Source organism: Microbacterium sp. K36, assembly GCF_004794355.1.
Lineage (GTDB): Bacteria > Actinomycetota > Actinomycetes > Actinomycetales > Microbacteriaceae > Microbacterium > Microbacterium paraoxydans_D.
Map to the genome: position 1 here is coordinate 14106 of NZ_SSDN01000033.1, position 23642 is coordinate 37747.

Genomic DNA, 23642 nt, shown 5'->3' on the forward strand with positions numbered 1-23642 from the left:
GGGAGCCGGGATCATCATGGCGGCATGAGCGCTTTCCTGTCCCGGGTCTTGGGCATGGTCCTTCGAGCGGCCATAGCGGCCATCCTCCTCGTCCGACGTCCTCGGCCGATCCACGCGCACGGTGCCGTCTTCGACGGGGGACTGGTGATGCGGCCGGATCCCGGATCCGGCATCGCGGGGATCGACGATCCGCGGGCCGCTGAGGTGCCCGTCGTCGCTCGAGTCTCGCGCTCGATCGGACTGCCGACGTGGGCGCCCGATGTCTACGGGCTCGGTCTGCGGTGGGCGCGGGGGGATGACGAGGTCGACCTTCAGCTGGCGTCCACGGGCATCGGCGTGCCCGGTCGCTTCCTACTCCTCCCCCGTCTGACGCCGACCCGAGCGACGCTCAGCAGTGTCGTCCCGTACCGGACGCCGAGCGGGCCGATCATGCTGTGCGCGCGCACCGTACCGGCGCGGCGGCTTCCGGGCGGACTCCGCGAGCTCCGCCGAGCGGTCGGCGACGAACCGTGGGAGCTCCGGTTGTACTTCGCCTCGCCGGGTGGGAGGTGGCGCCCGTTCGCCGACGTGCGGCTCGAGTCACCTCACCCTGAGGACGACGCGAGTCTGCGCTTCGACATCGATCGGCGCCCACTCCCCGGGGCGGAGACGTATCCCTCGGTACGCGCGCTGCGCCGACCCTCGTATCGCCTCAGGCAGGGGTGAGTCCCTCATGCGCGCTCGGTGCCCGCGTCAGTCCAGACGCTCCGAGAGCTCGGCAGTGATCCTCCCGACCTGAGTGCGCGCCTCGGCCACACGCGCGACATCCTCCGTGAGGGACGTCAGCATCGGCGAGGTGGCCCCGTGCCTGCGGGCGAGCTGCAGATTCGCGCGCAGGTTCAGAGAGGCCCCGGACAGCCCGCCGTGCAGAGCCTCCGTCGCGACGGCGAGATCCACCGCCAGGTGCGGGTTGCCGTGGTCCGAGAGCGTACGCGCTTCCGGGAGCAGGGCGAGGCCGAGGCGCCCGAGCCGCGCGACCGACTGCGCCGCGTCGACGGCCGCTGTACGGACGCGCTTCTCCCGCGCCGCGTCGTCCATCGGCAGAGCGAGCGCGGCCCCGAGGTCCGCCGACACCGGTCCGTCCGCTTCGACCGCCTGCAGGATCTCGGCACGAAGGCGAACGAGGCGGTCGGCGCTCTCGATGGCGGCGGGCTCATGGGGGGTGTATGCGGCCACCATGGACATCAGGGCAGCGCTCAGGCCGAGCATCACTCCCGACGCCGCTCCTCCGCCCGGCGATCCGGTGGGCTGGCTCAGGGCATCGAGCCAGCCATCCATCGGGCGCGATGTCGCGACGTCTGCGGAATCCGTCATGCGGGTCAGACTATCGGCGCGCAGCGTGCGCCATGCGAGGGACGGGAATGAGGCCCAGCGTCTCGTGCAGCCCGCGATGCGACGCAGCCCGTCCCGGCACGAGCCTGGTTCCTCTCTCTACGATGGAGTCGTGCAGCTCGTGGACACCCTCTCCGTCGTCGGTGAGGTGCTGTCCTGGATCGGCCTCGGCGTCGGAATCCCGTTCCTCATCGTGGCTCTGCTGATCCGGCTCGTCGAGGGGCAGTGGATCCCCGTCGAGATCGCCGTGATCGATCGGGACGGCCGCCCCACCGCTCGCTGGTTCGCGGGCGGCGACTTCCACGAGAGACCGCTGCGCCGCAGCGAGCCCACGGCCACCACCGATGGATGGCTCGACGGGTTCCACAGCTCGAACGACCCGGCTCGCATCCGGATCGGTGAGCCGCCGCAGTTGCGCCGGGTCCTGCGGACTGTCGGGGTCGTCTTCGCCGCGGTCGGTGCCGTCGGCCTGATCGTGTCGTTCCTCCCGCTCGTCCTCTGACTCGGCCTGCGGGGCCTCACGCCCTCGACGGGCGCTCCGAGGGCCCTCGACCGAACGAGTCCAGGGCCACGCGGTACGCGGCGGCATCGCTCCGCACCTCATCGGTGACCAGGAGCGCGTGTGGTCCGATCTGCCGGACGTACGTCCCCCGGCAGGGCAGCGTCACCACCCTTGCGAGGCCGCGACGCCACGCGTCGGCCAGGGTGGCGACGTCGCGGCGTTCGGGGCTGTCCGCGAGCGTCGTGAGGTGCGTCGCGAGATGCGCCTCGGAACCGCGCCGCTCCCACGCGCGGTACGCCGCATCATCGGACACCTCCACCCCGAACGCGTCCCGCGCTGTGGGCCCGACGATCCGCCCGAGCAGCGTCTCCCGTTCGGCGGGACTCAGCGTCGTGGCGACGGCGCGGTCAAGCAGCGCCGGGTCCGGGTCGGTCGCGGCGTGCGCGACCGCGTCGCCCCAGATGCGGGGCCAGACCTCCGTCCAGCGCGCCCGGGTCTCCTCGTCCACGCGCCGCACGGCCGTCGTCGGTCGGTCGACCAGCGGCGGCGGGAGCGCGTCATCGGTGGGATCCAGCCCGTGCGCCTCGCGGATCCAGAGGAGTTCCAGCAGCGTGTGCGGTCGGTCCTCGACGGTGAGGGTCATGTCGTGCGGCCACGGGTTCCCGGGCATCGGTCGCGTCGAACGCATGTGTCCTCCCCTCCCGTCGTCGGCCGACCGCCGCCGGCCGACAGTCTTATATACTGCCTTATACAAGATCGCGGGGAGGAAGGAACGACCATGACCGTCACATCCATCGACATCGACCCCGACGAGTTGAAGCAGGCCAAGAAGCTCGCCGGCACGACCTCCAACCGCGAGACCGTGGATCTCGCCCTGCGCACCCTCATCGCGGTACGTCGCCAGCCCGCCGCCGTCGAGCGCATCATCGGCCGCCGTTTCGAGGCCGAACAGATCGACGCACCGACGGTAGCTCCCGAGCCGGTGCCAGAGCGACGCGAGGGCGCTGGACAGAGCGCGAGCACTCCCCGGTGACCATCTACCTCGTCGACAACAGCATCTGGCAGAAAGCAGGGAGAAGCGCCGCGATCGCCGACCGCCTCCGTTCCCTCTCGCCGAACCACCTCCTCATCACCTGCCCGCCGCAGGTGCTCGAGTACTGCCACTCGGCCCGTGACGCGGAGGAGTACGCCGCTCTGCGGGAAGACATGGAGGAACTGCTCCCCGCCTGGGAGCATCCCGACGAGCAGGTCGCCCTGGACATCCAGCAGGCGCTCTGGACCAACGGATTCCTGCGAGCCGCGGCCGCCTTCGACTGCCTGATCGCGGCGTACGCCGTCGCCAACGACGCCGTGATCCTCAACTCCGACCACGACTTCGGATACATCGAGCTGGCGACGGCGGGCCGAGTCCGCCAGGAGTACGTCGCCGCCTGAGCGCATGCTCACGCGATCGCGTCGTCGTCCCGCGGGCGCGGCACCGTCGCGCCGTGCGCGGGGATGAGCCCGAAGTCCGTCAGCAGCTCTCCCATCTGCGTGTTGTCGAGCTTGTCCAGGAGGCGACCCTGGAGGAAGTTCGGGCCGGGGATGTGGACGGCCTCGCCGTCGCGCAGCCGCGCGGTCGCCTTGAGGAGGTAGCGGATGTCGTAGGTCGAGTTGAAGACCTCCGGCACGCCGCGTTCCACGTCGAGCAGCTGATACGTGGCCTCCATCGCCGTGCGCACGGAGTACTCGGTGGTGAAGATCGTGTCGCGCGTCGTCTCGGCGAACTGTCCGAGGAAGGCGAAGTTGACGCTTCCCTCCGGGACCACCTGCGGACGGTCGCCGGCCCGGCGCGGCATGAAGAAGGAGGTCACGTACGGCATCATCACCGGGACCGTCTTGGCCGCCGACGCGGCGAGCTCGGCGATGTCCTCCACCGGCACACCGAGGTGGTAAAGCCACTCCTGCGCGATCTCCTCGCCCGTGCACTCCTGCATCGGCTTCTTGACGTAGTCGCCGGGCGTCTCGACGAAGAGCCCGTACACCCAGACCACGATCTCGTTCGGCTTCTGCGCCTTGAAGTGCGGTTGCCGGTTGACCGTCCAGCTCATCAGCCAAGCCGAGTCCTTGGCGGTGACGATCCCGCCGGTGACGACCTTGCCGCTGAAGGGGTCGCGCTTGCAGATCTTCTCGATGTACTTCGGGATGCGCTCGTCGACGGTGGTGACGGTGGCGGACTCCCACTTCGTCTTGTCGATGTCGCTGCAGAACACCTCCGGTCGCCCGAACGCGGGCGACTTCGCGGCGATCCGCTTCCAGAGGTCCCAGGCCGGGGCCGGGCCGGTCTTCAGCTCCGGAGCGGTGTGCTGGTCGCCGTTGCCGGAGTTCTCCGTCAGCGACCCGATCGTCGCCAGACACAGGTCGTCCGGACCGAGATCGACGCCGCCCGGCTCGCCGTCGGCGATCCAGTCGATGCGCGTCGCCTGGATGCGACCGTCCTCGATGTCGAACTGGATGTCGGTCACGGTGTGATGGAACCGGAACTGCACGCCGTGGTCGTCGAGGAACTTCCGCATCGGCAGCACGAGCGACTCGTACTGGTTGTACTTCGTGAACTTCAGCGCGGAGAGGTCGGGCAGCCCGCCGATGTGGTGCATGAAGCGGTGCAGATACAGCTTCATCTCCAGCGCCGAGTGCCACTCCTCGAACGCGAACATGGTCCGCCAGTACAGCCAGAAGTTGCTGCCGAGGAAGTCGTCGCCGAACACCTCGTCGATCCGCTTGCCCTCCATCTCCTCACGGGTGGCGAGGATGACGGCGACGATCTCCTTCTGCGCCTTCTCCGAGAGGGTGAAGAGCTTGTTCGTATGCGCGTCCTGCCCCTGCTTCTCGGTCACCCGGCACAGGGACACGTTGGGGTCGTCCTTGTTGAGCCAGTAGAACTCATCGAGCACGCTGGCACCCTCGATCTCCAACGACGGGATGGAGCGGAACATGTCCCACAGGCATTCCATGTGGTCTTCCAGCTCACGGCCGCCGCGGATGACGAACCCCTTCTCGGGGTACTTGATGCCGTCCAGGGCGCCGCCGGGCAGCCCCAGCTCTTCGAGGATCGTGATCCGCTCCCCCGCGACCTGCCCGTCGCGGATCATGAAGATCGCGGCCGCCATCGCGGCGAGACCGCCGCCGACCAGCCAGACCGTCTTGTCGTCGGCCCCCTTCGGCTTCCGAGGTCGTGCGAATGCTTCGTAGTTCCCATTGCTGCGGTACATCTGTCCCACCCTCCGATTGGTTCGACACCGATGCGCACAGTCCAGCCGAAACCGATGCAGAAGGGAAGGGCTTCCTCTGCCGACCGGTCGGAGCTCGCCGTCGCTGAGATCGAGTGATCGCTAGGATCGCCCCGTGACTCAGATCCCTCCGTTGCCCCGTCGCCGCTCCTTCGGATGCGGGGTCGCGGCCACCGTCGTGGCGCTCGTCGGCATCGTGCCGACCGCGATCGTCTTCGTCCTGGCGGCGACGGCGGACCCGAACTACGGCTGGCTGGTGTTCCTCACGCTGCCGCTCGAGGTCCTCTTCGGTGGCATCGCCCTCGTCCTCGGCGTGATCGGGCTCGCCTTCGCCCGCGCCGACGGCGGAGGGTATGCGTGGCCCGTCGTCGGAGCCGTGCTCGGCGTCGTGGCGCTCCTTCCCGCCGCCGCGTTCCTGTGGGGCGGCTGATCTCGTGCGCCAGAACCCGCCCGCCAACAGACTGATGCTCGCGATAGCTGCCGCACTGGCGGCGTTCTTCGTCTGGGGGACGCTCGTGCGTCCCCTGTTCGACGGCGAGCCGCCCGTCGCGACCTCGCTCGTGTTCGGCGCTGGGGTGGCACTCGCCGGGCTGATCATCTGGATCGTGCTCGGACGCATCCGACGACTGCAGCGCGCCCAGCGGCGAGCGCTGCGGGAGCGTGAGCCGCAGGCACGGATCTTCGGCTCCTACGCGCTCAACGGTGTGGCCGCGTACCTCTCGCGCACGATCCCCCTTCTGGGACTCGGCGCCGCACCGCGCGGCCTGCTCACGGCGAGCCCCACCGGGGTCATCGAGCCCTCGGGCTTTCGGCTGGTCCGCGGCGGAGCGCGTCTCCTCACGGCCTACAGCGTTCCCCGGGACCGGATCCAGGGCGTGACGAGGGGTGGCATCCAGGAGGGCGCCTTCCTCTATCCGACCCTGGTGATCGTGGTTTCGCAGGAAGCGGGACAGGTCGCGATCCCGGTGCCGGTGACCAGGGACGACGCGCCGCTCCGCCGGGAGTCGCCGGACGGCATGGATCGCCTCATCTCCGATGCGGCACGGATCTGGGGCGTCCCCGTGCTCGGGGACGGCGGCTGATGCGAGCGACGCCGCGACCGGAATCGAAGCGCGAGAGCGGGTGACTCATGTGTAAATCGACAGCGTGGTGGTTGATTGCAGCGATGACCGCCGTCTCGCTCATCGCCCTCGGCCTCGTCATGACCTACCGCTTTTCGACTCCGCCCGTCGATCCTGCTCCGCCGACGCCGGACTACGGGGTCCAGGCGCTCGTCGTCGGCGTGACGATGGCGGCAGCGACGGCGGGTGGCCTCGGCGCGGGCGTGTACGCGACGAAACGCGAGGCCGCCCGAGGTCGCATCGTCGGCTGGACGGCCGCCGCGATGCTCGCGGGCACCTTTCTGGGAGCGGTTCTGGCCTTCGTCCTGAGTGCACGCTGAGGTCTACCCGATAGCCGCCGGAGGGAAGAGGCCCGCGACCCGGGTCATTTCGATGATCTTCGGCCTTCCATGAAGGAGGGAAAGTCGGAAGCACCGAGGCCGTCCGGCGTAAAGAACGACTGAACAAAACTCCGGGCCGCTCGTTCCAGCTGCTCGGCTGTGAGCTTGCTACCCCCGAGCGAGAAACCGTACGTACCGTCTTCGGGCCCGTTGGTCCACGTGAAATGGTAGGCGTGCACCCCATCTGAAGGTTCTGATTCGCGTACGTCGAACATCTCCCCACTGACGTCCAGAACCGTGTTCACATCCGCCACGCTACTGCGCAGCACAGCGCCACAGAATGGTCCGCGCCATTCGAGCGATCTCACACCCCGGTCAGCGATGTCGCTTCCTCGTACGCGGCCTTCAGCTCCGCGGACAGTCTGCCTCGTACACCGACCGCATAGCCGTTAGCGATCCCCCACGCGCGGATCTCCGCCGGCGACCCGGCGGCCACCCCCGGATCATTGCGTTGCGCGGCCGGTGCTTTCGGTGCGACCTTCGGGGCGGCAGTGAGCGCGGGCTGCAGGTGCTTCAACAGGGCAGCATACGTCTCAGGGGCGACGATGCGGGTTCCCAGCTCGTGTGCGCGCTCGAGCTTTCCGCCGGAGAACGACCCGTCGGTGACCAGCATCGCCGTCAATCCCGATACCGAGCCAAGAACTCGCACACCCAGCTCCCGAGAGCGATCCTCGAGTCGTGCACGCTGTCGGTCCTGCCCCACGAAGCCCGTGAACACGACCTTGTCCCCCACGCGCAGAGGGTCTCCGTACACCCACGTTGCCGGCAGCGGCCGCAGGCCTGCGCTCAGACGCGCAGCGCGGGCAGCATCAGCTTCGGCGATGAGGCCCGGCACCATTTTCGAGGGCAGCTGCAATGCCGAAGCGATGGCCTCGAGCTGCGCTCGCTCATCACCAGAGACATGCCCGTCGTCGAGCGCGTTGTGGGCTAGCGCCAGGAGTAGCGCGGTGTGCGCCGCTGTGATGTCAGTCGCGCTGAGGTCGTACGCCTCGACGAGGTCTTGGAGCGCGGCCGCCTCAGCGTCGGTGATGACGCCGTCCTCAAGAGCGTCGAGGACGGTCTCGACGTAGGTGAGGGACCCGACTGGAGCGCCCTCGTCCAGTACTTCCGCGAGGCTCAGTTTCGTCAGCTGTGCGATGAGCGCGGGTCGCTCCGGTGCCGTGACGGTCCGCCGAGTGCGGCGACGAGTCGCCGACTCGTCCGGCAAGAACGTAAGCGGCGGGCGGCTGGGTCCTGTCGGCCAGACGACGCCGCGCGCCTCGTTCGGAACCGACATGAGCGCGGGGTGCGGCGACACTCGCCCCTGAGCCTGGAGGTAGTGGCGCAAGAGGCCGGCTGTCGCACGAGCGTCCCCGAGAGCCGAGTGCGCGTCGTTCAGAGGTACTCGGGCGCTCCAACAGCAGTCGATCAGACGACGTCGATCGAGGTTCGGGAGATAGTGGTGGCTGCCGTCGAGCGTGCAGTATGCAGGAAGCCACGGGACGTCCCACCCCGCCCGTCGGAACTCCGCACGGAGGAACCCGAGGTCGAAGCGCGCGTTGTGTGCAGCGATAGGAAGACCGGAGATGTAAGGGACGATGGAGGACGCAACATCGCGGAACAGTGGCGCATGGGCGACGTCTGCCTCCGTGATGCCGTGGATGTGAGTCGCTCCGACGGGGCCCTCCGGGTTGAACCGCGTCGACCACTCGTCGACGATCTGGCCCCGCTGATCTACACGCACCACCGCGAGTTCGAGCACACGGTCCCTCTTGGGCGACAGGCCCGTGGTCTCCACATCGATGATGGCGAAGTACGGCGACTGGGCCCGAGTTCGCACGGCCGGTGCCTCGTCCGTCTTTGTCCTTCCGCCATCGAACAGCCTCTTGAACCAGCTCATCCCCGCCCCTTCGTCTACGCCTCGCACTCCACTCTCAAAGGGGTCTCATGCCACGTAGCGAACCAGTGCTGTCCTAATACGTGCGCGAAGATCACCGAGGTGCGGCGTCACAATGCGTGACGCCGCACACACGCACTCAGAAGTCCCAGTCGTCGTCTTCCGTGGCCTCGGCCTTGCCGATGACGTAGGAGGAGCCCGAGCCGGAGAAGAAGTCGTGGTTCTCGTCCGCGTTCGGGGAGAGCGCCGACAGGATCGCCGGGTTCACGTTGGTGACGCTGGAGGGGAACATCGCCTCGTAGCCCAGGTTCATCAGGGCCTTGTTGGCGTTGTAGTGCAGGAACTTCTTGACGTCCTCGGTCAGCCCGACGCCGTCGTAGAGGTCCTGCGTGTACTGCACCTCGTTGTCGTAGAGCTCGTAGAGCAGGGAGAACGTGTAGTCCTTGAGCTCGTCCTTGCGCGCCTGGTCGGCCGTCTCGAGTCCGCGCTGGAACTTGTAGCCGATGTAGTACCCGTGCACGGCCTCGTCGCGGATGATGAGGCGGATGAGGTCGGCCGTGTTCGTCAGCTTCGCCTTCGACGACCAGTAGATCGGCAGGTAGAAGCCCGAGTAGAACAGGAACGACTCCAGCAGCGTCGAGGCGACCTTGCGCTTGAGCGGGTCGTCTCCCTGGTAGTAGTCCATGATGATCTGCGCCTTCTTCTGAAGGTTCGCATTCTCCGTGGACCAGCGGAACGCCTCGTCGATCTCCTTCGTCGACGCGAGCGTCGAGAAGATCGAGGAGTAGCTCTTCGCGTGCACCGACTCCATGAACGCGATGTTCGTGTAGACGGCCTCCTCGTGAGGCGTGATCGCGTCGGGGATCAGCGACACCGCGCCGACGGTGCCCTGGATCGTGTCGAGGAGCGTGAGCCCGGTGAACACCCGCATGGTGAGCAGCTGCTCGTCGGGGGTGAGCGTGTTCCACGACTGCACGTCGTTCGACAGCGGCACCTTCTCCGGCAGCCAGAAGTTGTTCACCAGACGGTTCCAGACCTCGAGGTCCTTGTCGTCCTGGATGCGGTTCCAGTTGATCGCCTGCACGCTGGAGACCAGCTTGAGCGGGGAGTGCGGAGTCATTCTTGTCCTAGTTCCTGGGTCACTGAGCCTGTCGAAGTGTCAGAGCATGCACGAGACGCACTCGGTCATGTCGGTGCCCTCGAGCGCCAGCTGACGCAGACGGATGTAGTAGATCGTCTTGATGCCCTTGCGCCATGCGTAGATCTGGGCCTTGTTGATGTCACGCGTGGTGGCGGTGTCCTTGAAGAACAGCGTCAGCGACAGACCCTGGTCGACATGCTGCGTGGCCGCGGCGTACGTGTCGATGACCTTCTCGTAGCCGATCTCGTACGCGTCCTGGTAGTACTCCAGGTTGTCGTTCGTCATGAACGCCGCCGGGTAGTAGACGCGACCGAGCTTGCCTTCCTTGCGGATCTCGATCTTCGAGGCGATCGGGTGGATCGACGACGTGGAGTTGTTGATGTACGAGATCGAGCCGGTCGGCGGCACGGCCTGCAGGTTCTGGTTGTAGATGCCGTGCTCCTGGATCGACGCCTTGAGCTGGACCCAGTCCTCCTGCGTCGGGATGTGCTTGCCCGCGAAGAGCTCCTTGACCTTCTCGGTCTCCGGGACCCAGGCGCGGTCGATGTACTTGTCGAAGAACTCGCCGGACGCGTAGGTGGAGTCGGCGAACCCGTCGAACGTCGTGCCGCGCTCGATCGCGAGCTGGTTCGAGGCGCGCAGCGCGTGGAACAGCACGGTGTAGAAGTAGATGTTCGTGAAGTCGACACCCTCCTCCGAGCCGTAGAACACGTGCTCGCGAGCGAGGTAGCCGTGCAGGTTCATCTGGCCGAGGCCGATCGCGTGCGATCGGTCGTTGCCGTCCTCGATCGAGCGGACCGAGCCGATGTGGCTCTGGTCGCTGACCGCGGTGAGCGCGCGGATGGCGGTCTCGACCGTCTGGCCGAGGTCGTCGGCGTCCATCGACAGCGCGATGTTCATCGAGCCGAGGTTGCAGGAGATGTCCTTGCCGATCTCCTTGTACGACAGGTCGTCGTTGTAGGTGGTCGGCGTGTTCACCTGCAGGATCTCGCTGCAGAGGTTGGACATGTTGATGCGCCCCTTGATGGGGTTGGCCTTGTTGACCGTGTCCTCGAACATGACGTACGGGTAGCCGGACTCGAACTGGATCTCGGCGACGGTCTGGAAGAACTCGCGCGCGTTGATCTTGGTCTTCTTGATGCGCGGGTCGTCGACCATCTCGCGGTACTTCTCGGTGACCGAGATGTCGCCGAACGGGACGCCGTAGACCTTCTCCACGTCGTACGGCGAGAACAGGTACATGTCCTCGTCGTTCTTGGCGAGCTCGAACGTGATGTCCGGCACCACGACACCGAGCGACAGCGTCTTGATGCGGATCTTCTCGTCGGCGTTCTCGCGCTTGGTGTCGAGGAAGCGCATGATGTCGGGGTGGTGGGCGTTGAGGTACACCGCACCCGCGCCCTGACGCGCGCCGAGCTGGTTGGCGTAGCTGAAGCTGTCTTCGAGGAGCTTCATGACGGGGATGATGCCCGAGGACTGGTTCTCGATCTGCTTGATCGGGGCACCCGACTCGCGGATGTTCGACAGCAGCAGGGCCACGCCGCCGCCGCGCTTGGAGAGCTGCAGCGCGGAGTTGATGCCGCGGGCGATCGACTCCATGTTGTCCTCGATGCGCAGCAGGAAGCAGCTGACGAGCTCGCCGCGCTGGGCCTTGCCCGCGTTGAGGAAGGTCGGGGTGGCCGGCTGGAAGCGACCGGAGATGATCTCCTCGACGAGGTTCACGGCGAGCTTCTCGTCGCCGTCCGCGAGGGCGAGCGCGGTCATCACGACGCGGTCCTCGAAGCGCTCGAGGTAGCGCTTGCCGTCGAACGTCTTCAGCGTGTAGCTCGTGTAGTACTTGAACGCGCCGAGGAACGTCTCGAAGCGGAACTTCTTCGAGTAGGCGAGGTCGTTGAGCTTCTGCACGAAGTCGAACGAGTACTTCTCGATGACGGCGCCCTCGTAGTACTCCTTCTCCACGAGGTAGTCCAGGCGCTCCTTGAGCGAGTGGAAGAACACCGTGTTCTGGTTCACGTGCTGCAGGAAGTACTCCCGCGCGGCGCGCTTGTCGGCGTCGAACTGGATCTTCCCGTTCGCGTCGTACAGGTTCAGCATCGCGTTGAGGGCGTGGTAGTCCAGGCCCTCGTATGCGGGGTTCACCTTGAATGCCACTGTCTCGGTCACTGAAGATTCCACCGTCGTTCCAATCCGTCGCTCACGCGATCCACGTCGTCCTGTGTGCCGAAGATCTCGAGCCGATACAAGTGAGGCACGTGGCACTTGCGGCTGATGATGTCGCCGGCGAGGCAGAACGCGTCGCCGAAGTTGGTGTTGCCCGCGGAGATGACCCCGCGGATGTGACGCCGGTTGCGCTCGTCGTTGAGGAACCGGATCACCTGCTTGGGCACGGCCCCCTTCTCGACCCCGCGCCCGGCACCCCCGCCGTAGGTGGGGGTGACCAGGACGAAGTGCTCGTCGACGACGAGGTCCTCTTCGTTCCGGTGGAGGGGGATGCGTCGGGCGGGAAGCCCGAGCTTCTCGATGAAGCGCGCGGTGTTACCCGACACGCTCGAGAAGTAGACCAGGAGCGGCGCTGCGGTCGCGACTAGGTGCATGATTCACCCCGGTCCCTGAGCGACGCCGAAGGGTCACGCCAGGCGGGACGCGAGCTCGTCGATCTTGTCGGGACGGAAGCCCGACCAGTGGTCCTCGTCGGTGACGACGACCGGCGCCTGCATGTAGCCGAGCGCCTTGACCTGCTCCAGGGCCGTCGGGTCCTCCGACAGGTCGTGGATCTCGTACTCGATGCCCTTGGCATCCAGGGCACGATAGGTCGCGTTGCACTGGACGCAGGAAGGCTTGGTGTACACCGTGATCGACATCTGAACCCCTCAAATCTCTGGTTTCTCCGGCAGACCTCCGCCGGGATCTCAATACTACATATAGGGACGGACATTCGGTGCGACCACAAGGGGTAGTAGTTACATCCGTGTAGTTTTTCCACCGCTCTCTACAGATACAACACAGGTTGTCCACCGTTTCTTCCACAGGCGGACCCCCTCTCCCGTGGTCGTCGAGCCGCGGGAAATCGCGGCTGGGAGGAGCCTGTGAGGGATCCATCCACAGGCGGCACCTTACGAGGGGCTTCGGACATCCCCACGCCTGTGGAATTCGTCCGTCGGCGTGTCCACGGCGTGTCGCGGCGACGCGGTCCCCGGCCCGTCTCCCCGACGTCCCCGCGGCCCGGTACCGTTGTCTGGTGGCGGGCTATCGGGATCTTCTTCGCACGCCGGGAGTGGGCCGCATGATCGCCGCCCAGCTCACCGCGCGCTTCCCCAACGGGATGATGTCCTTGGCGATCCTGCTGCACGTCGAGCAGCAGACCGGATCGTACGGATCGGCGGGCCTCGTGCTCGCCGCGACCAGCGTCGGCCAGGCGGTCGCCGGCCCCATCACCAGCCGCTGGATGGGCGCCTGGGGCATGCGGCGGGTGCTGACCCTCACCCTGTCCGTCTGCGTCATCGCGGTGCTCGGCCTGGGACTGCTGCCGCTCTCCGTCCCCGGCTACATGGCTCTCGGCATGATCGCCGGCCTGTCGACCCCGCCCGTGCAGGCGGCCGTCCGCACGATCTACCCCAAGCTCGTGAACGCCGGCCAGCTCACGCCGCTGTTCTCCCTCGACGCGTCCCTGCAGGAGATCATCTGGGTGCTGGCCCCGGTGGTCATCACCCTCGTCTCCACCCAGGTCGGCACCATGGAGGGTCTGCTCCTGGTGGCGATCGTCCTCGTCGCCGGCGGCGCGTGGTTCATCCTCTCCCCCGAGGTCGGCCGCGTGCGCATCCCCCGCAGCCGCAATGCGCTGGGCAAGGTCGTCCTCAAGCCGCCCGTGCTCCTCGCGACGGTCATCGGCTTCCTCCTCATCGGCGCCTGCTCGGCGGTCGAGGTCGGCGTGGTCGCGACGTTCGAGCACGGCAGCCTCGCGGCGGGCCTCATCCTCGCCGTCTTCTCCGCCGGCAGCCTGGCCGGCGGTCTCGCCTTCGGCCACATCCCGATCGGCCCGTGGGCCATGGCGCGCCGCCTGCTCATCGTCACCGTGGGCCTGGCCCTCACGATGGTGATGCTCAACGTCTTCTGGCTGGGCGGCACGCTCATCCTCGCCGGCATCGGCATCGCTCCCGCCCTCGCGGTGCTGTTCGCCATCACCACGGCCAGCGTGAAGTTCAGCGAGACCGCCGAGGCCTTCGGCTGGGCGGGCACCGGACAGCTCATCGGCGCCGCAGCCGGATCGGCGGTCGCCGGCTTCCTCGTCGACGTCGGCGACTGGCGCGGCGCCTACCTGGCCGCCACCATCTTCGCGGGCGTCGGACTGCTCGTCTCGATCGTGTTCGTGCGCTCCTTCCCCGATCTGCGTCACCGCGACGCGAGCCCCCATCCCGACACCGAGCCCCTGGCGGTCACCCCCTCATGAGCCCCTCCGTCCCGTCCTCCTCCCCCGCGATCGTGTGCGTCGGCGAGTCGATGGCGCTGATCACGCCCACCGGCGCCGACCTCGCGTCCGCCGACGCGGCGTCGATCACGCACGCGGGCGCGGAGGCGAACGTCGCGGTCGGCGTGGCGGCCGCGGGCCACCGCGCCGTCTGGGCCTCCCGCCTCGGCGACGATCCCCTCGGCCGACGTCTCACCGCCGAGCTGGAACGGCGTCGCGTCGAGCTGTGGACCGAGATCGACGCCGAGGCGCCGACCGGTGTGATGTTCAAGGATCCCGGTGTGGAGTCCTCGGCCGTCTACTACTACCGCCGCGGCTCCGCTGCCTCGCGCATGGCACCGGGGTTCCTGTCGCCCGCGCAGCTCGCCGGCGTACGCATCGTGCACACCACGGGCATCACCCCGGCGCTATCGCCGACCTGCGTGGCGATGGTCGACCAGCTCTTCGCCGATGCGCGCACCGCCGGGGCCGTCGTCTCGTTCGATGTGAACGACCGCCGGGCTCTGTGGAGCCCCGAGGAGGCGTCCGCCACCCTGGCTCGTCTGGCCGACGCCGCCGACATCGCCTTCGTCGGCCGCGATGAGGGCGAGCGCATCTGGGGCACCGCCACAGCAGCGGAGATCCGCGCCCACCTCCCGCACTGCGGACTGCTCGTCGTCAAGGACGGCGACGTCGGCGCGACGGCCTTCCTCGGCGACGCGGACCCGGTGTTCGTGCCCGCGCCGACCGTCGACGTCGTCGAGCCCGTCGGCGCCGGCGACGCCTTCGCCTCCGGGTTCCTCGCCGCGACGCTCGACGGCGCCGACCTCGAGACCCGCCTGGCCGCCGGACACGAGGCCGCCGCGCGGGTGCTCCGCATCGCGGCCGACCTGCCACCCCTGGAGCCCGCGCGCTGACGCCGCCCGCCGCGACCCGGCGCGGTCGTAGGCTGGTGCCATGCCCGCTCCCGTCACCCTCCCCCGCCTGAGCTGGGGCGATGCCGCTGCACCGCGACGCGCACTCCTCGTGCACGGCCTGGGATCGTCCGGCGCGCTCATGTGGCGGCTCGGCGACGCCCTCGCGACAGCCGGCTGGCACGCGACGGCGGTGGACCTGCGCGGCCACGGCGACGCCCCGCGGACGCTCGACTACTCCGTCGCAGCGTATGCCGCAGACCTCGCCGCCACGCGCCCTCCCGGTGCGGGCGCCTGGGACGCGGTCGTCGGACACTCGCTCGGCGGTGCCGCCGGGACGGTGGCCGCCGCGGACGACGCGGACTGGACACGACGCCTCGTCCTCATCGATCCCGCGATCCACGTCGTCCAGCAGGACGCGGCCGACGTCCGCCGCAGCCAGGAACGCGCCTTCGCCGACAACCGCCTCGACGCGGTGCGGCAGGAGCACCCGCACTGGCACCCGCAGGATCAGGAGCTCAAGGTCGACGCCGTCCGGCGGGCGAGCGCGTGGGCGGTCGAGCAGACCAGCGCGCAGAACCAGCCGTGGGACGTCCGTGCACACGCGGCCCGTCTGACCGTGCCCACGCACGTGATCGGGGGCGATCCCGCCGTCTCCAGCATCTTCACCGGAGCCCTCGCCGACGAGGTGCTCGCGAGCAACCCCCGCATCTCCCTGTCGGTCGTGGCCGGCGCCGGCCACTCGGTGCATCGCGACCGCCCGGAGGAATCGATCCGACAGCTGCTGGAGGCTCTGACATGACCGACTTCGACCCGTCGGCGTATCTCCCCGACGACCTGCTCGACCGCATCCGCGAGCGCGCCCCCATCCACGACAGGGAGAACACCTTCCCCCAGGCCGACCTGGATGAGCTCCGCGCGGCCGGCTACCTGTCGATCCTCGTACCCCGGGAGCGCGGCGGCGCGGGACTCGGCCTCGAGCAGGCCGCCCTGCTCCAGCAGCGGCTCGCGGGGGCCGCGCCCGCGACCGCTCTGGCAATCAACATGCACCTCGTCTGGACCGGCGTCGCCAAGGTCTTCTCGGACCGCGGGGTCCCCGGTCTCGAGTTCGTGCAGGACGGCGCCGTGGCCGGCGAGGTCTTCGCGTTCGGCATCAGCGAGGGCGGCAACGACCTCGTGCTGTTCGGGAGCGACACGGCGGCAGTCCCGGACGGCGCCGGGGGTTACGCCTTCACCGGCACCAAGATCTTCACCTCGCTCGCCCCGGTGTGGACGAAGCTCGGCCTGCACGGACTCGACACCACGAGCCCGGACGCGCCGAAGCTCGTGTTCGCCTTCGTCGACCGCACGTCCGCGGTCACCACCGCCGACGACTGGGACACCCTCGGCATGCGCGGCACCCAGAGCCGGACCACGCGCCTCGACGGGGCCGTCGCGGACGCGGCGCACGTCGTGCGGCGCATCGACCCCGGCCCGAGCCCCGACCCGATCGTCTTCGGCATCTTCGCGGTCTTCGAGATCCTCCTCGCCTCCGTCTACACCGGCATCGCCCGGCGGGCCCTCGAGCTGGCCGTGGCGACGGCCCACCGGCGTCGCTCCAAGAAGAGCGGCGCCGCGTACAGCCAGGATCCGGACATCCGCTGGCGGATCGCCGACATGGTCCTCACCTACGACGCACTCCCTCCGCAGATCGCCGCCCTCGCCCGCGATGTCGACGAGCGCGCGGACCGCGGCGCCGGCTGGTTCCCCGCACTCTCGGGCGTCAAGCATCGCGCGGTGACGATGGCCAAGCAGGTCGTCGACGAGGCCATGCTGGTGGCCGGCGGCGGCTCGTACTTCAGCGCCAACGAGCTCTCCCGGCTCTACCGCGACGTCCTCGCCGGCGCGTTCCACCCCTCCGACCCGGAGTCGGCGCACGCCACCGCGGCGAGCGCCTGGCTGGGCCCGATCGAGGCCTGAGCGGGCGCACGCACACCCCGTTGTCCACGACCGTGCACGGTGCCAAGATCACACCATGGCACCGTCGAAGAAGGACCATACCCTCGACGCGATCTCCAAGACCATCGTCGAGATGCTGCAGGAGGACGGGCGGCGCTCGTACTCCGAGATCGGCCGGATCGTCGGCCTGAGCGAGGCCGCCGTCCGGCAGCGGGTGCAGCGGCTCACCGAGTCCGGGGTGATGCAGATCGTCGCGGTGACCGACCCGATGCAGCTCGGCTTCCACCGGCAGGCGATGGTGGGCGTCAAGGTGGCCGGGGACGCCCGAGGCGTGGCGGAGGCGATCGCCGACATCGACGAGGTCGACTACGTCGTGATCACGGTCGGATCGTTCGACGTGCTCGTCGAGGCGGTGTGCGAGGACGACGACCATCTGCTGGCACTCGTCAACGATCGCATCCGCCCGATCCCGGGGGTGGTGTCGACCGAGACCTTCATCTACGCGAAGCTCCAGAAGCAGCAGTTCGCCTGGGGCACACGCTGACGGTCGGCCTCAGCGCTGCCGCGTCTCCTCGCGGCGGCGGGCGAGGAGGGCGAGGTGCAGAGCGGCGAGGGTCTCCCCGTCGTCCAGATCCGCGCCGAGCAGGTCGCCGATGAGCGCGAGGCGCTGATAGAACACCGAACGGGAGAGGTGGCTCGCGGCCGCCGCCGCGGAGCGGTTGCCGGGGTGCGCGACGAGGGCGGCAAGGACCGCGAGCAGGTCTCCGCGGCGATCCCGGTCGTGACGGACGAGGGGATCCAGCATCTGCTCACTGTGCGCCTGGAGCCGCCGATCGTCGCGCAGGGCCGACACGAGGCGTTCGAGCGGCCGGTCGGCGACGCGGCGGACCACCGGCACGTCGCCCCCGGACGGCCGTGCGGCGAGGTCGAGCGCGGCGCGGATCGAGGCCAGGAGCCCGAGGACGCCTTCGGCGCCCGGTCCGACGGTCACGGGCGCACCCTCGGAGAGGCGTGCGAGGACGCCATCGGTCAGCGCATCGGCTCCGGCGGCCACGAGGAGGACCACGTCGGCTCCGCGCCGGGCCCCCACCACGGACAGTCCCGCCGCACGCGCGCGGGCGACGAGCCTCTCCGCGTCCTCGTCGGTGCGGAAGACGAGGCCGGAGACGGTTCCGCCCGACGGGTCGAGTCCGAGTCTCCGGAGCCGGACCTCGACGTCTTCCTCGCGGGCGAACCGCGCGCCGAGAAGATCCTCGACGAGGCGGCGATGGGCGAGCACGGTCCACGCCCCCTCCCCATCGGCGAGGCAGCCGAAGGCGAGGGCCGTCGCCCCCAGCTCCAGAACGGTGGCCCGACCGGCGGGATGCGGAGGACCCTCCGCTGCGACCAGCCGGCCCCAGCGCACACCGCGCGCCTGCACGGGCACCCGATCGCCACCCCGCTCCGTCTGTCGGAGGGCCTCACCGACCGGGACGCGGAGCGCTTCGATCGCGACGACCTCTCCCGCCGGATTCTCGAGGTGGACCGGGGCGTCGAGTGCGCGGGCGACCTCGGAAACGATGAGGTCGGCCGGCGCGCCACGGAGGCTGAGGGCGGTGAAGAGGTCGTGCAGTCGCTGACGCTTGCGGAGCGCTGCCGTCTGGGCCTCGATCAGCGCCCGGTGCACGGCCTCGGTCACCGCGACGAACTTGACCTCCACCCCGAGCGCGATCAGAGCGAGGCCGGAGGCGGCACAGGCCTCGACGACCGCGGCCGGGACGCGGGGCATCCGCGAGCCGAGTTCGACGACGATGCCGGATACCCCGACCGCCGCCAGCTCCGCCACGAGCACGCGCAGCGCTGCGGGGCTCGTCGGCCAGGCCGCGCCGGTCGTGAGCAGCAGCTCCCCGCCGTCGAGCAGGCGGGCGACGGCGGCGCTGTCCGAGGCGTGGACCCACCGCACCCCGGCGTCGAGCGCCGGCCCACCGACGAGGACGGTCGGCGCCCCCTCCTGCACCGCAGGGAGCGCGAGCACGTCCCCGACGCGCAGCACCGAAGGCGATCGATCCGGACGATCTGTCCGATCCACCGCGAAGTCCTGACGCTCTGCCACTTCGCACCTGCTCTGTTTCCTGTCAGCATGGGCCGAGCCCCAGCGTAGCGACCCTCGGTCAGAGTGTGCGAGACGCGACCCTCTGCGAAGGAGTCCCTATGGACATCGTCCGTCATCTCATCAACGGCACCGAGACGGGCGAGGCCGCTCGCCGAGGCCTCGTCTTCGATCCGGCGACAGGAGCCGTCACGAAGGAGGTCGCCTTCGCATCGGCCGGCGAGGTCGACGCTGCCGTGGCCGCCGCGGCCGCGGCCCTCCCGGCGTGGCGGGAGACGAGCCTCATCAAGCGCGCCGACGTGTTCTTCCGGCTCCGTCAGCTCCTGAAGGAACGGACGGACGAGCTGGCGGCGATCGTCACGTCCGAGCACGGCAAGGTCCTGTCCGACGCCGCTGGCGAGGTGTCCCGCGGCATCGAGAACGTCGAGTTCGCCGCCGGTCTCGTGCACCTGCTCAAGGGCGAGCGCAGCGAGCAGGTCGCTCGCGGGGTCGACGTGCACTCCGTGAAGCAGCCGGTCGGCGTGGTCGCGGCCATCACCCCGTTCAACTTCCCGGTCATGGTGCCGCTGTGGATGGTCGCCTCCGCCATCGCGTGCGGCAACACCGTCGTCCTCAAGCCCAGCGAGAAGGATCCGTCCGCGGCGGTCTGGCTCGCACGGCTGTTCCGCGAGGCCGGTCTCCCGGACGGCGTCCTCAACGTCGTGCACGGCGACCGGGAGGCCGTCGACGCGCTTCTCGACTCCCCGCGGGTGCAGGCGGTGAGCTTCGTCGGCTCGACCCCGATCGCCCGCTCGATCTACGAACGGGCGTCCGGCGCCGGGAAGCGGGTCCAGGCGCTCGGCGGCGCGAAGAACCACATGGTCGTGATGCCCGACGCCGACATCGACGCGGCCGCCGACGCCGCCGTCTCCGCAGCGTACGGCTCCGCGGGCGAGCGCTGCATGGCGGTGTCCGTGCTCGTCGCCGTGGGCGACATCGCCGACGATCTCGTCGCCGCGATCGCCCGCCGCATCGACGGCCTCTCGATCGGCCCCGGCACGGACCCGGCGAGCGAGATGGGCCCGCTCATCACCGCGGAGCACCGTGACCGGGTCGCCTCCTACGTCACGGAAGCTCCCGGCGAGGGCGCCACGGTCGTCGTCGACGGCACGACGAAGCCGTTCGACGGCGATGGCTTCTTCCTCGGCGTGAGCCTGATCGACGACGTCACGGCCGGCATGCGCGTCTACGACGACGAGATCTTCGGCCCGGTCCTGTCCGTCGTGCGCGTGGGCTCCTACGCGGAGGCTGTCGCGCTCGTCAACGCGAACGCCTACGGCAACGGGACCGCGATCTTCACGCGCGACGGCGGGACGGCACGGCAGTACGAGTTCGACATCGAGGTCGGCATGGTCGGCGTCAACGTCCCGATCCCGGTGCCCATCGGCGCGTATTCGTTCGGCGGGTGGAAGGACTCCCTCTTCGGCGACGCGCACATCTACGGCCCGGAGTCCGTGCACTTCTACACACGGTCGAAGGTCGTGACGACGCGGTGGCCCGACCACACCCCGTCGCAGATCGACCTCGGCTTCCCGAGCAACCACTGACGAGGAGCGATCACGATGACGACCTTCACCGACCGCCACGGACTCTCCTCCCCCCTCCCCGCCCCGGACGCCGAGGCGCAGGTGCGCGCCGACGACCGCGCCCACGTCTTCCACTCCTGGAGCGCGCAGGCGCTGATCGACCCGCTGCCGGTCGCCACCGGTCGGGGCTCGACGTTCTGGGACTACGAGGGCACCGCCTACCTCGACTTCTCCAGCCAGCTCGTGAACCTCAACCTCGGCCACCAGCACCCGGACCTCGTCGCCGCGATCCAGCAGCAGGCCGGGCGGCTCGCGACCATCCAGCCGTCGATGGCCAACGATGTGCGCGGTGAGCTCGCCCGCCTCATCGCCGAGGTCGCTCCCGACGGGTTCGAGAAGGTGTTCTTCACGAACGGCGGCGCGGAGGCGAACGAGTACGCGGTGCGCATGGCCCGGCAGGCCACGGGCCGCCGGAAGGTGCTGTCGATGTACCGCAGCTACCACGGCTCCACCGCGACCGCGATCTCCCTCACCGGCGACCCGCGCCGCTGGGCGAACGACGTCACGGACACCGGGGCCGTGCGGTTCTTCGGACCGTACCTCTACCGCTCCCCGTTCCACAGCGAGACGCTCGAGCAGGAGACGGAGCGCGCCCTCGCGCATCTGGAGCAGACCATCCAGCTCGAAGGGCCGCAGACGATCGCCGCGATCATCATCGAGACGGTCGTCGGCACCAACGGCGTGCTGCTCCCGCCACCCGGCTATCTGCCCGGGGTGCGCGCGCTCTGCGACCGCTACGGGATCGTCTTCATCGCGGACGAGGTGATGGTGGGATTCGGCCGGCTCGGCGAGTGGTTCGGGATCGACGCCTTCGAGGGCCGCCCCGACCTGATCACCTTCGCGAAGGGCGTGAACTCGGGCTACGTGCCCCTCGGCGGCGTCGTGATCTCCGACCGCATCGCCGCGGCCTTCGACACCGTCCCGTTCGCGGGCGGACTGACGTACTCCGGGCACCCTCTCGCCTGCGCGGCCGGTGTGGCCACGTTCGAGGTGTTCCGTCGCGACGGCATCCTGGAACGGGTGCGCGACCTCGGCGAGCGGATCGTCGGTCCGACCCTGCGCTCGTGGGCGCGATCGCATCCGAGCGTGGGCGAGGTGCGCGGCCGCGGTCTGTTCTGGGCGGTGGAGCTCGTGCGGGATCAGCAGACCAGGGAGCCGCTGGTGCCGTTCAACGCGACCGGTGCCGACGCCGCACCGATGACGGCGTTCGCCGCCGCCGCGAAACGGGCAGGGGTGTGGCCCTTCACGCACTTCCACCGCGTGCACATCGCCCCGCCGCTGGTGATCGAGGAGGCGGAGCTGGTGCGGGGGTTGGCGGCGATCGAGGAGGCGCTGGCGGTCGCCGACGGGTACGCGGTCGGCTGAGAGGCGTCCCCCGCCGGCCGCTACTTGCGGTCGAAGTCGAACGCCTTGAGGAGCTCGCCGACGGCCTTGTCGCGCTCCTCGCCGCCGTCCTCGAACATGTGGGTGACGTGGGTGCGCAGGTGATTCTCCAACAGCAGACGGTTGAGCGACTCGAGGGAGCGCTGGATCGCGCGGGACTGCGTGATGATGTCCATGCAGTACTCCTCGCTCTCGATCATCCGCGCGACGCCGCGCATCTGACCCTCGAGGATGCTGGTGCGGTGCAGGGCGCGCTTCTTGATGTCTTCGATCACGTATCGAGGCTACTCGCCCCGTGAAAGGATGACGTCATGCCGCGAACACCCACGACGCTGCTCTCCGTCGCCGACCAGGAGCGCCGGCGCGCGCTGCGGCGGATGAAGGCCGTTGCGCTCGGGGCGCTCATCTTCATGGCCCTCGCCTTCATCGTCGCGTTCGCGTTCCAGGAGCGGGTCGGCGGGCTCGCGTACGTCCGAGCCGCGGCGGAGGGCGGCATGGTCGGCGCGCTGGCGGACTGGTTCGCGGTGACCGCGCTGTTCCGGCGTCCGCTGGGCCTTCCCATCCCGCACACCGCGATCATCCCGAACCGCAAGGACGAGATCGGCCGCACGCTGGGCGAGTTCGTGGAGACGAACTTCCTCGCCGCCGACGTCGTGCGCACCAAACTCACCAGCACCGCGATCGCCGTCCGCGCCGGGGAGTGGCTCCGCGAGACCCCGCATGCCGAGCGCGTGGCGGCCGAGGGAGCGACGATCGCGACCGCGGTGCTGAACGCGCTGAGCGACGACGACGTGCGCGACCTCCTCGCTGACCTCGCCCGCGAGCACCTCGTCGCACCGGAGTGGGGGCCGCCCGCCGGGGCGTGGCTGGAGAAGATCGTAGACGCCGAAGCCCATCACGGTGCCGTCGACCTCGCGGTGGACAGCATCGGGCGATGGCTCGATGCGAACGCGGCCTCCTTCACCGGGCTCGTCTCCCGGCGGCTCCCCGGGTGGATGCCGAAGATCGCGCACCGCCTCATCGACGACACGGTGTACAACGAGGCGGTCAAGTTCGTCCGCGCCGTGCAGGTCGACCCGCGGCACCCGGCCCGCCTCGCGATCGACGGGTATCTGTCCCGCCTCGCGGACGCCCTGCAGAACGATCCCGCGACGCGCGAGAAGCTGGAGAACGCCAAGGCCGCCCTCTTCGACAGCCCGCGCGTCGGCGCCCTCGCCGCAGAGGCCTGGAACACCGCCAAGAGCGGACTCCTCACGTCCCTCGCCGATCCGGAGAGCGGCCTGCGGCGCCGCGCCGTGCAGGCGCTGCAGGAGGTCGGCGAGCGGCTCACGACCGATGCCGCCCTGCAGCGCCGCGTCGACACGTGGGTCTCCGATGCGGCCGTCTTCCTCGTCGACCGGTACCGACACGACATCGCCTCGATCATCACCGACACCGTCGAGCGCTGGGACCCCGCCGAGACCACGGAGAAGATCGAGCTCATGGTCGGCCGCGACCTGCAGTACATCCGCCTCAACGGCACCGTCGTCGGCGCCCTCGCCGGCCTCGCGATCTTCACCGTCGCCCACGCCCTGATCCCGGGAGTCTGA

25 protein-coding genes are annotated in these 23642 nt (G+C 69.2%); 15 read left to right on the forward strand and 10 right to left on the reverse strand.

From position 1 onward, the window contains the following. The first annotated feature begins 24 nt into the window (after positions 1–24). Entirely contained in the window at positions 25–705 is a 681-nt protein-coding gene (locus tag DW296_RS01520; protein WP_136050798.1) for a hypothetical protein, read from the forward strand. Between the two features lie 27 nt (positions 706–732). Here DW296_RS01520 and DW296_RS01525 read toward each other — a convergent pair whose 3' ends face one another. Further along, entirely contained in the window at positions 733–1353 is a 621-nt protein-coding gene (locus DW296_RS01525; protein ID WP_136050799.1) for a cyclodeaminase/cyclohydrolase family protein, read from the reverse strand. Between the two features lie 130 nt (positions 1354–1483). On the opposite strand from DW296_RS01525, the gene DW296_RS01530 reads away from it, so the two are divergent. Further along, the gene (locus DW296_RS01530) at positions 1484–1873 is read left to right on the forward strand and encodes a hypothetical protein (protein ID WP_136050800.1); all 390 of its coding nucleotides are present in this window, start codon (positions 1484–1486) and stop codon (positions 1871–1873) included. A 16-nt stretch (positions 1874–1889) separates the two neighbouring features. On the opposite strand, the gene DW296_RS16375 is transcribed toward DW296_RS01530, so the two are convergent. Continuing rightward, entirely contained in the window at positions 1890–2516 is a 627-nt protein-coding gene (locus tag DW296_RS16375) for a hypothetical protein (RefSeq protein WP_168428956.1), read from the reverse strand. Positions 2517–2651: 135 nt separating this feature from the next. Between DW296_RS16375 and DW296_RS16380 the strand changes: the two genes are divergently transcribed. Continuing rightward, positions 2652–2906, forward strand: a complete 255-nt coding sequence (locus tag DW296_RS16380; protein ID WP_168428957.1) for a type II toxin-antitoxin system VapB family antitoxin — start codon at positions 2652–2654, stop codon at positions 2904–2906. Then, entirely contained in the window at positions 2903–3307 is a 405-nt protein-coding gene (locus DW296_RS01540; protein ID WP_025102564.1) for a PIN domain-containing protein, read from the forward strand. The genes DW296_RS16380 and DW296_RS01540 overlap by 4 nt, the downstream gene beginning before the upstream one ends. Positions 3308–3315: 8 nt before the next feature. Here the strand turns inward: DW296_RS01540 and DW296_RS01545 are convergent, their stop codons facing one another. Further along, on the reverse strand, positions 3316–5124 hold the full coding sequence (locus DW296_RS01545; protein WP_136050802.1) for an oleate hydratase: 1809 nt from the start codon (positions 5122–5124) through the stop codon (positions 3316–3318). 133 nt (positions 5125–5257) lie between these two features. On the opposite strand from DW296_RS01545, the gene DW296_RS01550 reads away from it, so the two are divergent. The 3 genes from DW296_RS01550 to DW296_RS01560 all read left to right on the forward strand — a co-directional run bounded on the left by DW296_RS01550 (position 5258) and on the right by DW296_RS01560 (position 6583). Continuing rightward, positions 5258–5572 carry a hypothetical protein gene (locus DW296_RS01550; protein WP_136050803.1) on the forward strand — a complete coding sequence of 105 codons (315 nt, stop codon included), beginning with the start codon at positions 5258–5260 and terminating at the stop codon, positions 5570–5572. 4 nt (positions 5573–5576) lie between these two features. Beyond that, positions 5577–6224, forward strand: a complete 648-nt coding sequence (locus tag DW296_RS01555; RefSeq protein WP_136050804.1) for a hypothetical protein — start codon at positions 5577–5579, stop codon at positions 6222–6224. A gap of 83 nt (positions 6225–6307) precedes the next feature. Continuing rightward, on the forward strand, positions 6308–6583 hold the full coding sequence (locus tag DW296_RS01560; RefSeq protein ID WP_136050805.1) for a hypothetical protein: 276 nt from the start codon (positions 6308–6310) through the stop codon (positions 6581–6583). A 364-nt stretch (positions 6584–6947) separates the two neighbouring features. Here the strand turns inward: DW296_RS01560 and DW296_RS01565 are convergent, their stop codons facing one another. The 5 genes from DW296_RS01565 to nrdH all read right to left on the reverse strand — a co-directional run bounded on the left by DW296_RS01565 (position 6948) and on the right by nrdH (position 12521). After that, entirely contained in the window at positions 6948–8522 is a 1575-nt protein-coding gene (locus DW296_RS01565) for an exonuclease domain-containing protein (RefSeq protein ID WP_136050806.1), read from the reverse strand. 136 nt (positions 8523–8658) lie between these two features. Beyond that, the gene (nrdF, locus tag DW296_RS01570) at positions 8659–9639 is read right to left on the reverse strand and encodes a class 1b ribonucleoside-diphosphate reductase subunit beta (RefSeq protein ID WP_060922463.1); all 981 of its coding nucleotides are present in this window, start codon (positions 9637–9639) and stop codon (positions 8659–8661) included. A 39-nt stretch (positions 9640–9678) separates the two neighbouring features. Next, a complete protein-coding gene (gene nrdE, locus DW296_RS01575; RefSeq protein WP_060922464.1) occupies positions 9679–11823 on the reverse strand; it encodes a class 1b ribonucleoside-diphosphate reductase subunit alpha in 2145 nt (714 codons plus the stop codon). Further along, on the reverse strand, positions 11820–12254 hold the full coding sequence (nrdI, locus tag DW296_RS01580) for a class Ib ribonucleoside-diphosphate reductase assembly flavoprotein NrdI (RefSeq protein WP_136050807.1): 435 nt from the start codon (positions 12252–12254) through the stop codon (positions 11820–11822). The genes nrdE and nrdI overlap by 4 nt, the downstream gene beginning before the upstream one ends. 33 nt (positions 12255–12287) lie before the next feature. After that, positions 12288–12521 (reverse strand): glutaredoxin-like protein NrdH, encoded by a 234-nt coding sequence (nrdH, locus tag DW296_RS01585; RefSeq protein WP_017202656.1) that lies wholly within the window; start codon positions 12519–12521, stop codon positions 12288–12290. A 422-nt stretch (positions 12522–12943) separates the two neighbouring features. On the opposite strand from nrdH, the gene DW296_RS01590 reads away from it, so the two are divergent. Genes DW296_RS01590 through DW296_RS01610 form a run of 5 tightly spaced genes read left to right on the forward strand, consistent with a single transcriptional unit; the run spans position 12944 to position 17500 of the window. Then, on the forward strand, positions 12944–14107 hold the full coding sequence (locus tag DW296_RS01590) for an MFS transporter (protein ID WP_051582162.1): 1164 nt from the start codon (positions 12944–12946) through the stop codon (positions 14105–14107). Continuing rightward, the gene (locus tag DW296_RS01595) at positions 14104–15021 is read left to right on the forward strand and encodes a sugar kinase (RefSeq protein WP_136050808.1); all 918 of its coding nucleotides are present in this window, start codon (positions 14104–14106) and stop codon (positions 15019–15021) included. The genes DW296_RS01590 and DW296_RS01595 overlap by 4 nt, the downstream gene beginning before the upstream one ends. Positions 15022–15061: 40 nt before the next feature. Then, entirely contained in the window at positions 15062–15820 is a 759-nt protein-coding gene (locus DW296_RS01600; RefSeq protein WP_136050809.1) for an alpha/beta fold hydrolase, read from the forward strand. After that, positions 15817–16977, forward strand: coding sequence for an acyl-CoA dehydrogenase family protein (locus DW296_RS01605; RefSeq protein ID WP_136050810.1), 1161 nt, complete (start codon positions 15817–15819; stop codon positions 16975–16977). The genes DW296_RS01600 and DW296_RS01605 overlap by 4 nt, the downstream gene beginning before the upstream one ends. Before the next feature lie 55 nt (positions 16978–17032). Next, positions 17033–17500: an Lrp/AsnC family transcriptional regulator gene (locus tag DW296_RS01610; protein ID WP_025102615.1), complete on the forward strand. Its 468-nt coding sequence runs from the start codon at positions 17033–17035 to the stop codon at positions 17498–17500. Between the two features lie 9 nt (positions 17501–17509). On the opposite strand, the gene DW296_RS01615 is transcribed toward DW296_RS01610, so the two are convergent. Continuing rightward, positions 17510–18988: a PucR family transcriptional regulator gene (locus tag DW296_RS01615; RefSeq protein WP_240742951.1), complete on the reverse strand. Its 1479-nt coding sequence runs from the start codon at positions 18986–18988 to the stop codon at positions 17510–17512. 158 nt (positions 18989–19146) lie between these two features. On the opposite strand from DW296_RS01615, the gene DW296_RS01620 reads away from it, so the two are divergent. Both DW296_RS01620 and DW296_RS01625 read left to right on the forward strand, forming a co-directional pair. Further along, positions 19147–20631 (forward strand): CoA-acylating methylmalonate-semialdehyde dehydrogenase, encoded by a 1485-nt coding sequence (locus DW296_RS01620; protein WP_136050811.1) that lies wholly within the window; start codon positions 19147–19149, stop codon positions 20629–20631. A gap of 15 nt (positions 20632–20646) precedes the next feature. Further along, positions 20647–22035, forward strand: a complete 1389-nt coding sequence (locus DW296_RS01625; RefSeq protein ID WP_136050812.1) for an aspartate aminotransferase family protein — start codon at positions 20647–20649, stop codon at positions 22033–22035. A gap of 20 nt (positions 22036–22055) precedes the next feature. Here DW296_RS01625 and DW296_RS01630 read toward each other — a convergent pair whose 3' ends face one another. Then, positions 22056–22328 carry a metal-sensitive transcriptional regulator gene (locus tag DW296_RS01630; RefSeq protein ID WP_060922948.1) on the reverse strand — a complete coding sequence of 91 codons (273 nt, stop codon included), beginning with the start codon at positions 22326–22328 and terminating at the stop codon, positions 22056–22058. A 36-nt stretch (positions 22329–22364) separates the two neighbouring features. Here DW296_RS01630 and DW296_RS01635 point away from each other — a divergent pair, with 36 nt between their 5' ends. After that, the gene (locus tag DW296_RS01635) at positions 22365–23642 is read left to right on the forward strand and encodes a DUF445 domain-containing protein (RefSeq protein WP_136050813.1); all 1278 of its coding nucleotides are present in this window, start codon (positions 22365–22367) and stop codon (positions 23640–23642) included.

Bases quoted from the DNA above. Each gene is read 5' to 3' on its own strand.
- DW296_RS01520 (WP_136050798.1), top strand. From the start codon at position 25: ATGAGCGCTTTCCTGTCCCGGGTCTTGGGCATGGTCCTTCGAGCGGCC.
- DW296_RS01525 (WP_136050799.1), bottom strand. From the start codon at position 1,353: ATGACGGATTCCGCAGACGTCGCGACATCGCGCCCGATGGATGGCTGG.
- DW296_RS16375 (WP_168428956.1), bottom strand. From the start codon at position 2,516: ATGACCCTCACCGTCGAGGACCGACCGCACACGCTGCTGGAACTCCTC.
- DW296_RS16380 (WP_168428957.1), top strand. From the start codon at position 2,652: ATGACCGTCACATCCATCGACATCGACCCCGACGAGTTGAAGCAGGCC.
- DW296_RS01545 (WP_136050802.1), bottom strand. From the start codon at position 5,124: ATGTACCGCAGCAATGGGAACTACGAAGCATTCGCACGACCTCGGAAG.
- DW296_RS01560 (WP_136050805.1), top strand. From the start codon at position 6,308: ATGACCGCCGTCTCGCTCATCGCCCTCGGCCTCGTCATGACCTACCGC.
- DW296_RS01565 (WP_136050806.1), bottom strand. From the start codon at position 8,522: ATGAGCTGGTTCAAGAGGCTGTTCGATGGCGGAAGGACAAAGACGGAC.
- nrdF (WP_060922463.1), bottom strand. From the start codon at position 9,639: ATGACTCCGCACTCCCCGCTCAAGCTGGTCTCCAGCGTGCAGGCGATC.
- nrdI (WP_136050807.1), bottom strand. From the start codon at position 12,254: ATGCACCTAGTCGCGACCGCAGCGCCGCTCCTGGTCTACTTCTCGAGC.
- nrdH (WP_017202656.1), bottom strand. From the start codon at position 12,521: ATGTCGATCACGGTGTACACCAAGCCTTCCTGCGTCCAGTGCAACGCG.
- DW296_RS01590 (WP_051582162.1), top strand. From the start codon at position 12,944: ATGATCGCCGCCCAGCTCACCGCGCGCTTCCCCAACGGGATGATGTCC.
- DW296_RS01595 (WP_136050808.1), top strand. From the start codon at position 14,104: ATGAGCCCCTCCGTCCCGTCCTCCTCCCCCGCGATCGTGTGCGTCGGC.
- DW296_RS01600 (WP_136050809.1), top strand. From the start codon at position 15,062: ATGCCCGCTCCCGTCACCCTCCCCCGCCTGAGCTGGGGCGATGCCGCT.
- DW296_RS01605 (WP_136050810.1), top strand. From the start codon at position 15,817: ATGACCGACTTCGACCCGTCGGCGTATCTCCCCGACGACCTGCTCGAC.
- DW296_RS01610 (WP_025102615.1), top strand. From the start codon at position 17,033: ATGGCACCGTCGAAGAAGGACCATACCCTCGACGCGATCTCCAAGACC.
- DW296_RS01620 (WP_136050811.1), top strand. From the start codon at position 19,147: ATGGACATCGTCCGTCATCTCATCAACGGCACCGAGACGGGCGAGGCC.
- DW296_RS01625 (WP_136050812.1), top strand. From the start codon at position 20,647: ATGACGACCTTCACCGACCGCCACGGACTCTCCTCCCCCCTCCCCGCC.
- DW296_RS01635 (WP_136050813.1), top strand. From the start codon at position 22,365: ATGCCGCGAACACCCACGACGCTGCTCTCCGTCGCCGACCAGGAGCGC.